Raw genomic sequence first — 14761 nt, forward strand, 5'->3', positions numbered from 1 at the left:
TAGTCAGGCCAGCATGTAGATGTTGCGAATGGTCTCGTGGATGGTGCATTCGCCGGCCCAGCCGGCCGGGAACATGACCACGGTCCCCGGGGAGACTTCTATCACTTCGCTGGCATCCGACCTGTAGGTCGCGCGGCCGGCGACGAAAAGGCACAATTCGTCGCGCGGGATGCTCAGGCGCCAGCGTCCTGGCGTGCAGACCCAGATGCCGGATTCCGGCTGGTTGTTCGGCCCCTTGTGCACCAGCCTGCCGGTCGAATGCGAAGCGCCGTCCAGCGCATCGGGCTGCGCGCCCCAGTCGACGAGATCGGTGCGGGTGGAGGCCTGGTGGAGGTGCGGGGCGGAGGAGGTCACAGCAGCGCCTCCAGCAACCCGGCCGCTTTCTCGGGGCCGTTCTGCGCGTGCATCTGCGCCGAGGTCTTCGCCAGCTTCGCCTTCATGGCCGGGTCGGTCAGGCAGGTCTCTATCCTGGCGATCAGCTCGGCATCGCTCCAGTCGTAGCGCGGCATGCCGAAGCCGTGGCCGGTTTCCTGGACCCGGGTGGCGTTGTCGTGGCCGTCCCAAACATAGGGCATGATGATGGCCGGCTTGCCGAAATAGAGGCATTCGGTGAACGAGTTGTTGCCGCCATGGTGGATGACGGCATCGACCTGCGGGATGACAGAAGGCTGCGGGAACCAGCTGTCGACGATGACGTTGCCGGGCACGTCCGTGTATTGATCCTTGTAGCCGCCGACATTGACCAGCGCGCGGTAGCGCGTCTTGCCCAGAGTCGCGATGATGCGCTTCAGCAGATCGACATCGCCGGCGCCCAGGCTGCCGAAGGAGACATAGAGCAGAGGGCCGTCATTGTTCTTCGCGAAGGTCGGCACCGTGTAGGGTTTTTCCTGCCGCACGCAGCCTTCCAGATACTGGAATTTTGCCGGGTCGAGCGGATGGCGGCGCTTGAATTTCGCCGCTTCTGGATAGAGCAGCAGGTTGAGATAGGGCGAGGCCTCGAAGAACTGGCCGATCGGATAGGGCGCTTCGTTGTTGGCGGTGAGGAAGGCGTTGAAGTCGTCGTGGATCGGCTTGATCACGGCGTTGAAATGGTCGCGGTAGCGCTGGTGCCCGGCATGGTCGTTCTCGCCGCAGCCCGACAGATGCGGCGGGATGTCCTCGTCCTCGATCTCGTTTTCCGAGCAGGAGATGACGCGCACCCACGGCTTGCCGAACTGCTTGATCGCCGGGAACAGGATGACGTTGTCAACGCAGATCACGTCAGGCTTGATGCTGGCCAGGACGCGCGGCAGGTCCTTCTGCGCCCATTTGGCGCTGTCGACGATCGCCGTCCAGCAATCCTTGACGTAGTTGTCGACCTGGTCGTAGGGCGATTTGCGGAAGTTCGGGATATGCCCGTTGATGAAATCCTCCCAGAACTTGGCCATCTGCTCAGGCGGCATCGGCTCGGACAGGTTGACCGGATGCGCCTCGAAGCCGTAGCCCTTGTAGACGTCGACAAAGCCGGGGTCGGACAGGAACACAGCCTTGTGGCCGCGTGCCTCGACAGCCTGGGCGATGCCGACGGAATTGAGCGCCGGGCCGTAGGCCGCTTCGGGAAAAAACGCGATCGTCTTCTGCGCCATCAAGCTTCTCCTCTATTCTGCGAAAATTCTGACATCGGCCGCGTCCCAGCCGAGTTCGACCTGATCGCCCGACGAGACCGGCCGGCGATCGGCCGCATCGGCGGTGACGCGCACCAGGAACGGTTTGGGCGACAGGGGCGTGCGGACATGCAGTTGCAGGTCGAGCCCGTGATAGGCGAGCGCCTCGACCGTGCCGGTGGTGCGGTTCACGGTTTCTGCTGATGGAAACAGCCGAATGCGTTCCGGCCGCACTGACGCGACGGCGGAAGCACCGGGCGAAAGCGCGGCGGGAACCTTGCCGGCGATGCGCGTGCCTTTGCTCGCCGCAACGCCATCGGTGGTGACCTTGCCCGGGACGAAATTCATGACGCCAATGAAGTCTGCGACGAAACGGTCGGCGGGGTGTTCGTAGATCGCATGCGGTGTGTCGCATTGCAGCAGTTTGCCATCCCTGAGCACCGCCATGCGGTCCGCCATGACAAGCGACTCTTCCTGATCATGGGTGACGATGACGAAGGTGATGCCGACCTCGTGTTGCAGGCGCTTCAGTTCCAGCTGCATGGCGCCGCGCAGTTTCTTGTCGAGCGCGCCGAGCGGTTCATCGAGCAACAGCAGGCGGGGCCGCTTGACCAGCGCCCGGGCCAACGCGACGCGCTGCTTCTGGCCGCCCGACAATTGCTCGGGCTTGCGGTCGGCGAAGGGGACGAGTTCGGTCGTCGCCAGGATGGCGTCGACACGCGAGCGGATTTCGCTGGCCGGCAACCGCTCCATTTCGAGGCCGTAGGACACGTTGGCGCGGACGCTCATATGCGGAAACAGCGCATAGGACTGGAACATCAGATTGACCGGCCGCTTGTTGGGCGGCGTCCTGGCGATGTCGCGGCCGTCAAGCAGGATGCGTCCGTCGCTCGGCGTCTCGAAGCCGGCGAGCATGCGCAGCAACGTGGTCTTGCCGCAGCCCGACGGGCCGAGCAGCGCGAAGAACTCGTTCTCGCGGATGTCGAGCGAGATGCCGTCGACGGCGGTGACGCGGCCGAATTTCTTCGACACATGGTCGATGGCCAGCAGCGTGCGCGGTTCGCTCATTGGCCGATAATCCCTCGATTGAGCCGCTGCGACAGGGTCAACGCGGTGATGGAGACAGCCATGACGATGGTTGCCAGCGCATTGATCTCCGGCGTGATGCCGAAGCGGATCATGGCGTAGATCTGCATCGGCAGCGTGGTCGAGGCGCGGCCGGCGCCGGCGGTGAAGAAGGCGATGATGAACTCGTCGACCGACAGAGTGAAGGCGAGCAGCGCGCCGGCGATCACCGCCGGCAGGATGACCGGCAAGGTTACCCGGCGAAACGTGGTGAGCGCGGAGGCGCCGAGATCAGCGGAGGCCTCGACGATCGACCAGTCGAAACTCTTCAGCCGGGCGCGCACCACCGAACAGACGAAGGCGAGGTTGAAGACGACATGGGCAAGGATGATGGTGTGCAGCCCCATGGTGAGGTTGAGCATGGAGAAGAACGACAGCAGGGCGATCGCCAGTACGATGTCGGGAATGATCATCGGCGCGAAGATCAGCGCCTCGAGGCCCTTGCCATATTGCCGGCGCATCTCGACGCCGATCGCCAGCAGCGTGCCGAGCAATGTGGCGATCGCGGTCGAAACCAGCGCCACGATCAGCGTGTTGAGCGCGGCTGAGAGGATGGCGGAATTGCCGGCCAGCGAGACATACCATTTCAGCGAAAAGCCGGACCATGCTGTCGGCAGCCCGCCTTCATTGAAGGACAGCGCCACGAGCACGGCGATCGGGATGTAGAGGAAGGCGAAGACGAGAACGAGCACGATCCAGAGCGTGCGCCGCGTGGCAGGGGAGCGCTCAGCCATCGGCACTACCCGCTGCTTGTGCAGTGCGGCCCGAAGCCCGATCGGCGGCGAGTGCCTGCGCCATCAGCACCAGCAGCATGATGGCGATCAGCGCCATGGCGAGTGCCGCGCCGAAGGGCCAGTCATTGGCGGTCAGGAACTGGTCGTAGACGAGATTGCCGATCATCTGGAAACGGCCGCCGCCGAGCAGTGCCGGGGTGACAAAATTGCCGATCGACAGCACGAAGACGAAGACGGCGCCGGCGGCGATGCCGGGCACGGTCAGCGGCAGGATGACACGGCGAAAGGTGGTGATGGCGGAAGCGCCGAGGTCACGCGAGGCCTCGGCGAGTTCCGGGTTGAGGCGCGACAGTGGCGCATAGCAGGCGAGGATGACGAAGGGCAGGTAATTGTAAACTAGGCCGGCGATGACCGCGCCTTCGGTGTAGAGCATCGACGGCGGCTCGCCGGTATAGCCGAACCAGCGCAGCAATTGGGTGATCAGCCCTTCCCGGTTGAGCAGCACGATCCAGGCATAGGTGCGGATCAGATAGTTGGACCAGAACGGCAGCACGGCGAAGAACAGGAACACCGGCTGCAGCCGGCGCGGTGCAGCTGATATCGCATAGGCTGCGGCATAACCGATCACCACCGCGATCAGCGTGGCGGTGCCGGCGATGCGCGACGATTTGAGGAAGATGCCGGCATAGAGCGGGTCGAAGACCAGCCCGAAATTCTCCAGCGTGAAGGTGTATTCGATGCCGCCATAGATGCCGCGCCGGAAGAAGGCGAGCGCCAGCACCAGCGCGCACGGCACCACCATCAGCGCGGTCAGCCAGACCAGCGCCGGGGCCATCAGCAGGGAGGAGCGAAGTCGGGTCTGGGACAATTTTCGGGTACCGCTCAAGGCCGGCGGCAGAAGCGCCACCGGCCGTGATGTCTGGCCGTTTACTGCGCGGCCTTGATCTCGCTGACGATCTTCGAATAGTCGCGCTGGGCGTCGCCGACGTCACGCAGCTGTTCGAACTTGACGAGATCGGCCACCGGCATCGCCATGTTGGGGAATTTCGCCAGGAAATCGGCGGGCAGGCTTTCCATGGCCGGTTTGTTCGGCACCTTGTAGTCGATGTTCTGCGCTGCCCAGGCGTGGTTCTTGGCGTCGAGCATGAAATTGATGAACTGGAAGGCGGCGTCCTTGTTGGCGGACGCCTTCATCACCACCATCGTGTCGACCCACAGGTCCGAGCCCTCCTTGGGGATGACGTACTTGATCTCGGGCTTCTCGGCGATGCCGTAATTGCACCAGCCGTCCCATGCCTGCACCATCAGCGCCTCGCCCGATACCAGCTTAGAATAGAACGTGGTGTCGTCATAGGCGAGCAGGGTTTTCTTGGCCGAGATCAGCAGGTCCTTGACCTCGGCCATCTTGGCCGGGTCGGTCTCGTTGACCGAATAGCCCTTGTCGAGCTGGCCGGCGGCCAACAGCCAGCGGTCGGTCGCCAGCATGGTGGTCTTGCCCTTCAACTCATCGGAGGGAGCGAGCAGGTCGCTCCAGCTCGTCGGCGCCACCTTCACCAGATCCGAGCGGTAACAGAGGCCGGTCGTGCCCCAGGTGTAGGGCACGGAGAATGTGTTGCCGACATCGTGCGGCAGCTTGGTTGCCTGGGGATAGAGGTTGGCGAGGTTGGGCACCTTCGCGTGGTCGATCGGCTCGGTCAGACCGAGCTTGTTCAGCACTTCGGCGAAGGGCGAGGAGACGAAGACCACGTCATAGCCCTTGCCGCCGGCGGCGATGAGCTTGCCCATGATCTCCTCATTGGTGGCGTGCACCACCACTTCGCCGGAAACGCCGGTCGCGGTCTTGAAGGCGGCCATGGCATCCGGCGCCATGTAGCCATCCCAGTTGGAAATGACGAGGTCGGCGGCCATCGCCGGCGCGGACAGCGCCAAGGCCAGGCCGAGCGCGATTGAAGACGTTCTCAGCGCACGGCGCCGCAGGCTGGTAGCGGTCATGACAGACTCCCATTCCGGTTGATCGTCGAATTTCGTTCGTCGGACCAACGCTTGCGACCCGTGCCGCTGCCTCGATCCTGTTCCCCGGTCTTTTTATCGCCGATTGCACTGACAGTACTATTGCAGAAAAAAGTACGTCAATCCATAATTTGCCAAGCGACCGAGGAATCTGGCCGATTGCGTCCGCGCGGGCGATCGGTCAAACCAATGCGGTCCCATTCGTTCCACCGAGACCAGTCATGCAAGCCGCAGCCCGACGACCTCGCACCAACCACCTCGATCTGGCGCAGCGCATCCTCGATGTGGCGCGCCAGCGCGGGTTTGAGCCCGGTGCACGCCTGCCCGAGCAGCAGATCGCCTCGCTGTGCAATGTCTCGCGCACGCCGGTGCGCGCAGCGCTCAGCCTGCTCGCGGACCAGGGCGTCGTGCGCTGGGAGGCGGATTCGGGTTATCATCTGGCGATCGACCTCACGGCGCAGCCGACCATTGCCGCCGAGCTGCCTGTTACCGAGGAGGACGAACTGGCCGAAGCGATCCTGCGCGACCGCTCGGCACGGCGGCTGGACCAGACGGTGACCGCCGCGGGGCTGATGCGGCGGTATAGTGCCGAGCGCAAGACGGTACTAAAAGCGCTGAATAAACTGACCGAAGAGAATCTGCTGGACCGGGCGCCCGGCCAGTCCTGGCTTTTCCGCCGTGCGCCTGACGATCCGGAAGCGCAGGGCGAAAGCTATGAGTTCCGCTTGCTGCTGGAGCCGGCAGCCATCCTGACGCCCGGCTTTCGCCTGGACGGTGCACGCGCTGCGGCGTTGCGTCAGGGCATGGAAGCGTTGGCGGCACTGCCGGACCCAGCATTCGACACACGCGAGTTCCAGCGGCTGGACATCGATTTCCACGGCATGATCGCCGAGGGCTCTGCCAACCGCTTCGTTGCCGACGCATTGTCCGATCACCTGAGGCTGCGCCGGCTGCCGGGCATCTATGGCGGCGTCAATGTCTTTCGCTTGCGGCAATCGCTGCGCGAACATCTGACCATACTCGACCATCTCGAGAGCCGGCAGTATGAGGTGGCTGCCGACCTGCTTCGCGTTCACCTGCGGCTTTCCCGCACCCAGCGACCACAAGCGGCCAGCCGCGGGGCCCCCGCGCTGTTCGGCATGATCAGCCGGCCGGAATGACGAGGATTAATTGACGCGCAAAGCCAGCCCGACCATCGCGCTGTTTCCCGAGGCGAGCTTCGGCGCGGCGCTGAATTGCGTCGGCATCGCGCAGGCGTTGCGCGCGAGGGGCGCCCGGCCGGTGTTCATCTGCCATGCCGGCTTCTCCGGCGTCTTTGCCGACTACGGTTTTCAGGAATACCAGCTGCCGACCGACGAGCCGCTGACCGACAGCGAGCGCCAGAGCTACTGGCAGGCCTTCGTGCGCCGGCACCTGCCGCATTTCAGGCTGAGCCCGATCGACCAGCTGGAAACCTATGTCGCGCCGACCTGGCAGGCGATCGTCGATACCGCGGTCAATGCCGAGGCGCCGCTGCGCCAATTGCTGGCGCGGCTGAAGCCGGACGCGGTGGTGCTCGACAATGTCATCATGTTCCCGGCGATAGAAGCCGCCGGCTGTCCCTGGGTGCGCGTCGTCTCCTGCGCCGAGACGGAACTTCCGGACGCGCAAGTGCCGCCCTATCTTTCGGGACTTGGCGCTGACGACCCGCAAAGGCCGGCGTTCGAGGCCCGCTATCTCTCGGCTTCGGCGCCGGCGCACGACCGATTCAACCGTTTTCGCGTCGACGCCGGTCTGGCGCCGCTGCCCAAGGGTCTGTTCCTGGAAACCTCGCCCGACCTCAATTTGCTGCTGACGCCGTCGATCGTGCGCCGCCAGCGCGCCGAGCCGCTCGACCCGGCGCGCTTCGTCTATCTCGAAGGCTGCGTGCGTTCGGAAGGACCGTTCGAGGTGCCGGTGTTTCCACGCAACAAAGGGCCGTTGGTGTATATGAGCTTCGGCAGTCTCGGCGCCATGGATGTCGGACTGATCGAGCGCATGCTGGCCGTCTTCGACAGGCTGCCGGCGCGGTTCATCGTCAATGCCGGCGGTCTGCGCGACGCCTACCGCGCGGTGCCGGACAATGTCTATCTCGACGCCTGGTTTCCGCAGCCCTCGGTGGTGGCGAAGTCGGACCTGTTCATCCATCACGGCGGCAACAACAGCTTTTGCGAAGCGCTGCGCTTCGGCGTGCCGTCGCTGATCATGCCCTATTGCTGGGATGGGCACGACAATGCCCGGCGCGCCGAGGAGACTGGCGTCGGCAACCACATCAGCCGTGACGGCTGGACCGAAGACGTACTGGAGAGAGCCATTCTCGGCCTGCTGGCCGACGATGCGATGCGCGCCCGCCTCAGGGACAATGCAGCCCAGATGGCCCTGAAACCCGGAACGGACGTGGCCGCGCAAGCCATACTCTCCCTGATACGGACATGAACGAAATGCCTGACAAACACACGACGAATACCGCGACCTTCAACGGCCACGATCCCAAGGCCTGGCTGACCCAGCATGGTATCACCGAGGTCGAGTGCCTGGTGCCTGACATGAATGGCGTTCTGCGCGGCAAGGCCTTGCCGACGGCCAAATTCCTCAAGGCGCTGGAAGACCGCGCGCTCTATCTGCCGAGCAGCGCCTTCCTGGTCAGCATCGATGGCCGCTATTCCGGCTCCATCGACGAGGGTTTTGCCTATTCGGACCCGGACATGCGCATGGTGCCTGACGTTTCGACGCTCTGCCTGGCGCCGGGTGCCGCTGCGGGCAAGGCCTATGTCTTCGCCGATGCTTTTCACATGGACGACCGGCCATGGATGGCGTCGCCACGTCATGTGCTGCGGGCCGTGCTCGATCTCTATCGCCAGCGCGGCTGGCGGGCGGTGGTCGCGCCGGAGCTCGAATTCTATCTCACCGCGCCCAATCCCGATCCCGACCGGCCGCTGACCGCACCGGTCGGCGCCAATGGCCGCGCGGAGGGCGTGCAGCATCCCTACGACATGGCGGCGCTCGAGGAGTTCGAGCCGGTGATCCGCCGCGTCTATGACTATGCCGCCGCGGCCGGGCTGCCGCTCGACACGCTGATCCATGAGTCGGGCACGGCACAGCTGGAAATCAACTTCCTGCATGGCGACGCGCTGCCGCTGGCCGACAAGGTCCTGCTGTTCAAGCGGCTGACACGGCAGGCCGCGCAGCAGTGCGGCATGCACGCCACCTTCATGGCCAAGCCCATCGCCGCACAGGCCGGCAGTTCGATGCATCTGCACATGTCGGTCATCGACGACGCCGGCAAGACGCTGTTTGCCGGCGGCGACGATGCCGACACCGAGATGTTCGGCCATTTCATCGGCGGCCTGCAGAAATATGTGCCCGAGATCATGCCGTTGTTCGCGCCCAACGTGAACTCGTTCCGCCGCATCCGGCCGAACCACAGCGCGCCGGCCAACATCGAGTGGTCGCACGACAATCGCTCCTGCGGCCTGCGCGTGCCGGCCGGTGGCCGCGCGGCGAGACGGGTGGAGAATCGTTTGCCGGGTGCCGATTCCAATCCCTATCTGGCGATCGCCGGCTCGCTTCTGGCGGGCTATCTCGGCGTCGAGCAGAAGCTGGCGCGCTCGGCCGAGGCGTCGGGCAATGCCTACAAGATCAAGAGCACGCTGCCGAAAACCATGGAGGAGGCGCTGGACCGGTTCACGGCCTGTGACCCGGTGCGGAAACTGCTCGGCGAGGATTTCTTCCAGACCTACCTGCGCGTCAAGAGCGTCGAGCTCGACCTGTTCCAGAGCGTGGTGACGAGCTGGGAACGCGACCATTTGCTGCTGAAGGTGTGATCATGGCATCTTCAACAGGTTTCAATTCCGGTCTCGATATCGGCAAATCCTACTATGTCGCCACCGCCAATCCGGCGCCGGACCATCCTGCGCTTGTTGGCGATGTCGACGCCGACCTGGTGGTCGTCGGCGGCGGATGCACCGGCCTGTCCGCCGCCCTTCACGCCGCCGAACGCGGGCTGAAGGTGGTGCTGCTCGAAGGCGGCAAGATCGGCTGGGGCGCTTCGGGGCGCAATGGCGGCCAGATGATCCCCGGCCTGCGCAAGGGCGCCAAGGGACTGGTCAAACTTTACGGGCCGGAGCGGGCAAAGGTGCTGTTCGACCTCGCCTTCGAGGCGCGCGGCCTGGTGCTCGACATCATCGAGCGTCACGCCATCGACTGCGATCTCAGGCTGAGCGGCCATCTGGTCGGCGCGGTCAACGGCTCCGATCTCAAGGATCTCGAGGACGAAGCAAAGTGCCTCGAGAGCGTGATGAAATTCCGCGATGTCGAGATACTGTCGGCGGCGGACGCCCGGACCAAAGTCGACACGCCCTATCATGGCGCGATGTACGAGCCGCTGGGCGGCCACATGCATCCGCTCAACTACACGCTCGGCCTTGCCCGGGCAGCGGTCGCGGCCGGCGTCACCATCCATGAGAATTCGGTGGCGGTGAAGCTGGAGCGCGAGTCTTCGATCCGGGTGTCGACATCAAAGGGCTCGGTCCGGGCCAGGCATGTCGTGCTGGCGGGCGATGCCCTGCTCAATGGGTTGGAGCCGCGCGTCAACAGCCGCATCATGCCGGTCGGCAACTACATCGTCGCCACCGAGCCGCTGGAAGGCAAACGCAATGTCATCCCGGCCAATGTCGCGGTGTCCGACACGCGCTTCGTCGTCAACTATTACCGCATGTCGGCGGATGGCCGGCTGTTGTTCGGTGGCGGCGAGCGCTACACGCCGTCGCCGCCGGCCGACATCGCCGGTTTCGTGCGGCCGCATATGGAAGGCACCTTCCCGCAGCTCAAGGGCTGCCGCATCGATCATGCCTGGGGCGGGCTGGTGTCGGTGACGACGTCGCGGCTGCCGCATGTCGGGCATTATGGTGAGGTCTATTTCGCGCATGGCTATTCCGGCAAGGGCGTCATCCTGTCGACGCTGTCGGGCAAGCTCTTGGCTGAAGCGATCACCGGCGATGCTTCACGGCTCGACCTGTTCTCGACGCTCACGCCCATGCCGTTCCCCGGCGGCACGGCGCTGCGCGGCCCGCTCTATGTGCTCGGCATGCTGTGGTACGCGATGAGGGATCGGGTCAAGCATTGAGGCGGACTTGCTGCAACGGCGCAAAATAATACCTGTAGCGATCCTTCACACCCCCCTCTGTCCTGCCGGACATCTCCCCCGCAAGGGGGAAGATCGGCAGGTTCAGCGGGTGCGCTCACCTACATGGAGATTGGCGAAAGCCGAGATGACAGTTGATCTCCCTCCTTGCGGGGGAGATGGCCGGCAGGCCAGAGGGGGGTGCTGTCCCGCCGACGTCGGGGAAGTTTTAACACAGCCTCCTAGACCACAAAGAAGTCCTCGATGCACTGTTTTGCTGCAAGCAGCGCGGGCAGGATTTCCCGTTCCATCTCCGCGACGGAAAAACGGGCGGACTGGGTCGAAACGTTGATTGCCGCGACCGTGCTTCCTGAGCGGTCGCGGATCGGCACGGCGATCGAGCGCAGGCCGAGTTCCAGTTCCTCGTCGACGATGGCAAAGCCGTCCGCCTTCGCCTTGCCGATGGCGTCGGCCAGCAAATGCCTGTCGGTGATCGTCTTCGGTGTCCGCCTCTCGATGGTCGCCTGCCTGAGGAACATGTCGAGTTCGCCGGGCGTCAGGCCGGCCAGCAGGATCCGCCCCATCGAGGTGCAATAGGCGGGCAGCCGGGTACCGACATCGAGCGACACGCTGAGGATGCGGCGGCCGGGGATGCGGGCGACATAGACGACATCCTGGCCCGACAGGATGGCCGCCGAACAGGCCTCGTTCAGCTGCGCCGCGACCGTCCGCATGATGGGCGCGGCGAAGCTCCACAGCGAGCCGCCGCCGAGCCATGTGCGGGCAACGGTCAGCAGGCGTGGCGATAGCGAGAACACGCGGCCGTCTTGGGTTGCGTAGCCGGTCGCAACCAGCGTCAGCAGGAAGCGGCGCGCGCCGGCTCGGGTCAGGCCGGCTTCCTCGGCCATTTCGGTCAGCGTCATGCCCGTGGGATGGCGTGCGAGGATCTCCATGACGGCAAGGCCGCGCTCGAGCGAGCCGACATGGTCACGGGAAGCGGTCTCTTCGTCCATCGAACCTCCGCGAAAGGGTGTTGTCGTCCGGATTGACTCCGCGCCCTCAATCGGCGTAAAAAGTATCGCATATAGAACATATGTTCGCAATACGAACTTTTTGAATCCCGGAGCATGTTGGATGGTCAAGTTCCTGCCGCTCAAACAGGCCGTCGCGGAGAACCTGAATGATGGCGATACGGTCGCCTTCGAGGGCTTCACCCATCTGATCCCGACGGCGGCGGCGCATGAGGCGATCCGCCAGGGTTTTCGCGACCTGACCCTGATCCGCATGACGCCAGACTTGATCTACGACCAGATGATCGGCATGGGCATGGCGAAGAAGATCGTCTTCTCCTATGTCGGCAATCCCGGCGTCGGCCTGCTGCGGCGCGCCCGCGACGCCATCGAGAACGGTTTTCCCAGGTCGATCGAGATCGAGGAGCACAGCCACGCCGGCATGGCCAATGCCTATGAGGCGGGCGCGGCCGGCCTGCCCTGCGCGGTGTTTCGCGGCTATCGCGGCGCAGGCCTTGCGGCGGTCAATCCGAATATCAAGTCGGTCACCTGTCCGTTCACCGGTGAGGTGCTGGCCGCCGTTCCCTCGATCCGGCCCGACGTCACCTTCATCCATGCGCAGAAGGCCGACAAGAAAGGCAATGTGCTGGTCGAGGGCATCATCGGCATCCAGAAAGAGGCGGTGCTGGCGGCCAGGCGCGCGGTGGTGACGGTGGAGGAAGTGGTCGACAATTTCGATGATCTGCACCCGAACCTGACCGTGCTGCCGCGCTGGACGATCGCGGCGATATCGGTCGTACCCGGCGGATCGCACCCATCCTACGCGCACGGCTATTATGCGCGTGACAATGCCGCCTATCTGGAATGGGACGAGATCGCCGCCGACCGGGAGAAATTCCAGGCGTGGATGCAGGCGAACGTGATCGAGAAGAGCGCCGACGATTTCGCGGCCCGGGTCGAGCATCTGAGGAAAGCGGCATGAGCGACAATTCATTGGGCTTCACCCCCAACGAGATGATGACCATCGCCGCCAGCCGGGCGCTCAGGAGTGACGATGTCTGCTTCGTCGGCATCGGCGCGCCGTCAGCGGCCTGCAATGTGGCGCGGCTGACGCATGCGCCTGACATCACGCTGATCTACGAGAGCGGCACGATCGGCACCGCGCCCGACGTGCTGCCGCTGTCGATCGGCGACGGCGAATTGTGCGAAACCGCCGTCACCACGGTCGCGGTGCCAGAAATGTTCCGCTACTGGCTGCAGGGCGGGCGCATCTCGATCGGCTTCCTCGGTGCGGCGCAGCTCGACAAGTTCGGCAACATCAACACCACCGTGATTGGCGATTATTTCCATCCCAAGACCCGGCTGCCCGGCGGCGGCGGCGCGCCGGAGATCGCGACGTCGTCGAAGCAGGTCTACATTACCATGGCGCAGACCAAGCGCGGCATGGTCGAGAAGATCGACTTCTTCACCTCCTTCGGCCATGGCGAGGGTGGCGACCATCGCAAGCGCCTCGGCATCGACACTGCCGGTCCGACACTGCTGATCACCGATCTCGCTATCTGGAAGCCGGACCCGGTGACCAAGGAATTCACGGTCGTGTCACTGCATCCCGGTGTCACGCGCCAGCAGGTGCAGGAGACCTGTGGCTGGGTGGTTAAGTTCGCCGAGGCGCTTGACGAAACGCCGGCGCCAAGCGAACTCGAACTCCAGACATTGCGCGACCTGCAGGCCCGCACCAAGGCGGCGCATGAGGGAACCGGAAAAGAGAAAGCTGCCTAGCATGGCCGAGGCCTTTATCTGCGACTACATCCGCACGCCGATCGGCCGCTTCGGCGGTTCTTTGTCTTCCGTGCGGACCGACGATCTCGGCGCCATCCCGCTGCGGGCGCTGGTCGAGCGCAATCCCGGCGTCGACTGGCAAGCGGTCGACGACGTCGTCTATGGCTGCGCCAACCAGGCCGGCGAGGACAACCGCAACGTGGCGCGCATGGCGCTGCTGCTGGCCGGCCTGCCGAAGGAGGTCTCCGGCTCGACCGTCAATCGCCTGTGTGGCTCTGGCATGGATGCGCTGACCATCGCGGCTAGAGCCATCAAGACCGGCGAGGCGGAGCTGATCATTGCTGGCGGCGTCGAATCGATGAGCCGCGCGCCCTTCGTCATGCCCAAGGCCGAGACAGCGTTCTCGCGCAATGCCGAGATCTACGACACCACCATCGGTTGGCGCTTCGTCAACCCGCTGATGAAGAAGCAGTATGGCGTCGATTCGATGCCGGAGACCGGCGAGAATGTCGCCGAGGATTTTTCCGTGTCACGCGCCGACCAGGATGCCTTTGCCGTGCGCAGCCAGGACAAGGCTGTCGCGGCGCAGGCCAATGGCCGGCTGGCGAAGGAAATCACCCCGGTGGCCATCCCGCAACGCAAGGGCGATCCTGTGATCGTGTCGAAGGACGAGCATCCCCGCGCGGGCACCACGGTCGAGGCGCTGGCCAAGCTGCCGACGCCGTTCCGCCAGGGCGGGACGGTGACGGCCGGCAATGCTTCCGGCGTCAATGATGGGGCGGCGGCGCTGATCGTTGCCTCGGAAGCGGCGGTGAAGAAATACGGCCTGACGCCGATTGCGCGCATTCTTGGCGGAGCGGCTGCCGGTGTCGCGCCGCGCATCATGGGTATCGGCCCGGCGCCGGCGACGCAAAAACTGTGCGCGCGGCTTGGCCTGACGCCAAAGCAGTTCGATGTCATCGAGCTCAACGAGGCCTTTGCCTCGCAAGGCATCGCGGTGCTGCGCCAGCTCGGCATTGCCGAGGATGCCGGGCACGTAAACCCGAATGGCGGCGCCATCGCCCTCGGCCACCCCTTGGGCATGTCGGGCGCCCGCATATCGGGCACGGCGGCGCTTGAGCTTCGCGAACGCGGTGTCCGATATGCGCTGGCAACCATGTGCATCGGCGTCGGGCAGGGCATCGCGATCGCGCTCGAACGGGTTTGATCAGGGCAATCGCCATAGGAAAACAATCGTGCGGCTCAGCTCGTGGCGGAGGCTATCAATTGTCGAAGTCGGCACCGCCCCTCATCGCCCTGCCGGGCACTCCTCCCCGCATA

General features: G+C 64.6%; 14 protein-coding genes. 7 read left to right on the plus strand and 7 right to left on the minus strand.

The features are described from left to right. Positions 1-3: 3 nt before the first annotated feature. The 6 genes from AC56QQ_RS04125 to AC56QQ_RS04150 all read right to left on the minus strand — a co-directional run bounded on the left by AC56QQ_RS04125 (position 4) and on the right by AC56QQ_RS04150 (position 5494). On the minus strand, positions 4-354 hold the full coding sequence (locus AC56QQ_RS04125; protein WP_497125652.1) for a cupin domain-containing protein: 351 nt from the start codon (positions 352-354) through the stop codon (positions 4-6). Continuing rightward, positions 351-1625: a glycosyltransferase gene (locus AC56QQ_RS04130; RefSeq protein WP_497125653.1), complete on the minus strand. Its 1275-nt coding sequence runs from the start codon at positions 1623-1625 to the stop codon at positions 351-353. The genes AC56QQ_RS04125 and AC56QQ_RS04130 overlap by 4 nt, the downstream gene beginning before the upstream one ends. A gap of 12 nt (positions 1626-1637) precedes the next feature. After that, on the minus strand, positions 1638-2711 hold the full coding sequence (locus tag AC56QQ_RS04135; protein ID WP_497125654.1) for an ABC transporter ATP-binding protein: 1074 nt from the start codon (positions 2709-2711) through the stop codon (positions 1638-1640). Beyond that, complete coding sequence (locus AC56QQ_RS04140) at positions 2708-3502, minus strand: ABC transporter permease (protein WP_497125655.1); 795 nt, start codon at positions 3500-3502, stop codon at positions 2708-2710. Before AC56QQ_RS04140 ends, AC56QQ_RS04135 begins: the two co-directional genes overlap by 4 nt. Further along, the gene (locus tag AC56QQ_RS04145; RefSeq protein WP_497128877.1) at positions 3495-4337 is read right to left on the minus strand and encodes an ABC transporter permease; all 843 of its coding nucleotides are present in this window, start codon (positions 4335-4337) and stop codon (positions 3495-3497) included. Before AC56QQ_RS04145 ends, AC56QQ_RS04140 begins: the two co-directional genes overlap by 8 nt. 92 nt (positions 4338-4429) lie before the next feature. Beyond that, on the minus strand, positions 4430-5494 hold the full coding sequence (locus AC56QQ_RS04150; RefSeq protein WP_497125656.1) for a polyamine ABC transporter substrate-binding protein: 1065 nt from the start codon (positions 5492-5494) through the stop codon (positions 4430-4432). A 239-nt stretch (positions 5495-5733) separates the two neighbouring features. On the opposite strand from AC56QQ_RS04150, the gene AC56QQ_RS04155 reads away from it, so the two are divergent. From AC56QQ_RS04155 to AC56QQ_RS04170, 4 genes are read left to right on the plus strand one after another with little or no spacing between them, the layout of a single operon-like run. Further along, entirely contained in the window at positions 5734-6672 is a 939-nt protein-coding gene (locus AC56QQ_RS04155) for a GntR family transcriptional regulator (protein WP_497125657.1), read from the plus strand. A 10-nt stretch (positions 6673-6682) separates the two neighbouring features. Next, a complete protein-coding gene (locus tag AC56QQ_RS04160; RefSeq protein ID WP_497125658.1) occupies positions 6683-7966 on the plus strand; it encodes a glycosyltransferase in 1284 nt (427 codons plus the stop codon). A gap of 5 nt (positions 7967-7971) precedes the next feature. Beyond that, positions 7972-9354, plus strand: coding sequence for a glutamine synthetase family protein (locus AC56QQ_RS04165; protein ID WP_497125659.1), 1383 nt, complete (start codon positions 7972-7974; stop codon positions 9352-9354). 2 nt (positions 9355-9356) lie between these two features. Continuing rightward, positions 9357-10655: an NAD(P)/FAD-dependent oxidoreductase gene (locus AC56QQ_RS04170; RefSeq protein ID WP_497125660.1), complete on the plus strand. Its 1299-nt coding sequence runs from the start codon at positions 9357-9359 to the stop codon at positions 10653-10655. Positions 10656-10894: 239 nt separating this feature from the next. On the opposite strand, the gene AC56QQ_RS04175 is transcribed toward AC56QQ_RS04170, so the two are convergent. Next, a complete protein-coding gene (locus AC56QQ_RS04175) occupies positions 10895-11665 on the minus strand; it encodes an IclR family transcriptional regulator (protein ID WP_489858414.1) in 771 nt (256 codons plus the stop codon). Positions 11666-11786: 121 nt separating this feature from the next. Between AC56QQ_RS04175 and AC56QQ_RS04180 the strand changes: the two genes are divergently transcribed. Genes AC56QQ_RS04180 through pcaF form a run of 3 tightly spaced genes read left to right on the plus strand, consistent with a single transcriptional unit; the run spans position 11787 to position 14648 of the window. Next, the gene (locus AC56QQ_RS04180; protein WP_497125661.1) at positions 11787-12644 is read left to right on the plus strand and encodes a CoA transferase subunit A; all 858 of its coding nucleotides are present in this window, start codon (positions 11787-11789) and stop codon (positions 12642-12644) included. Continuing rightward, complete coding sequence (locus tag AC56QQ_RS04185; RefSeq protein ID WP_497125662.1) at positions 12641-13441, plus strand: CoA-transferase subunit beta; 801 nt, start codon at positions 12641-12643, stop codon at positions 13439-13441. The genes AC56QQ_RS04180 and AC56QQ_RS04185 overlap by 4 nt, the downstream gene beginning before the upstream one ends. 1 nt (position 13442) lies before the next feature. Next, entirely contained in the window at positions 13443-14648 is a 1206-nt protein-coding gene (gene pcaF, locus AC56QQ_RS04190; RefSeq protein ID WP_497125663.1) for a 3-oxoadipyl-CoA thiolase, read from the plus strand. The last annotated feature ends 113 nt before the right edge of the window (positions 14649-14761 follow it).

Source organism: Mesorhizobium sp. RCAM 05099 (assembly GCF_059683685.1).

Coding starts and splice junctions, on each gene's coding strand:
- AC56QQ_RS04170 (WP_497125660.1), top strand. CDS start 9,357: ATGGCATCTTCAACAGGTTTCAATTCCGGTCTCGATATCGGCAAATCC.
- AC56QQ_RS04140 (WP_497125655.1), bottom strand. CDS start 3,502: ATGGCTGAGCGCTCCCCTGCCACGCGGCGCACGCTCTGGATCGTGCTC.
- AC56QQ_RS04135 (WP_497125654.1), bottom strand. CDS start 2,711: ATGAGCGAACCGCGCACGCTGCTGGCCATCGACCATGTGTCGAAGAAA.
- AC56QQ_RS04185 (WP_497125662.1), top strand. CDS start 12,641: ATGAGCGACAATTCATTGGGCTTCACCCCCAACGAGATGATGACCATC.
- pcaF (WP_497125663.1), top strand. CDS start 13,443: ATGGCCGAGGCCTTTATCTGCGACTACATCCGCACGCCGATCGGCCGC.
- AC56QQ_RS04175 (WP_489858414.1), bottom strand. CDS start 11,665: ATGGACGAAGAGACCGCTTCCCGTGACCATGTCGGCTCGCTCGAGCGC.
- AC56QQ_RS04180 (WP_497125661.1), top strand. CDS start 11,787: ATGGTCAAGTTCCTGCCGCTCAAACAGGCCGTCGCGGAGAACCTGAAT.
- AC56QQ_RS04145 (WP_497128877.1), bottom strand. CDS start 4,337: ATGGCCCCGGCGCTGGTCTGGCTGACCGCGCTGATGGTGGTGCCGTGC.
- AC56QQ_RS04130 (WP_497125653.1), bottom strand. CDS start 1,625: ATGGCGCAGAAGACGATCGCGTTTTTTCCCGAAGCGGCCTACGGCCCG.
- AC56QQ_RS04150 (WP_497125656.1), bottom strand. CDS start 5,494: ATGACCGCTACCAGCCTGCGGCGCCGTGCGCTGAGAACGTCTTCAATC.
- AC56QQ_RS04165 (WP_497125659.1), top strand. CDS start 7,972: ATGCCTGACAAACACACGACGAATACCGCGACCTTCAACGGCCACGAT.
- AC56QQ_RS04155 (WP_497125657.1), top strand. CDS start 5,734: ATGCAAGCCGCAGCCCGACGACCTCGCACCAACCACCTCGATCTGGCG.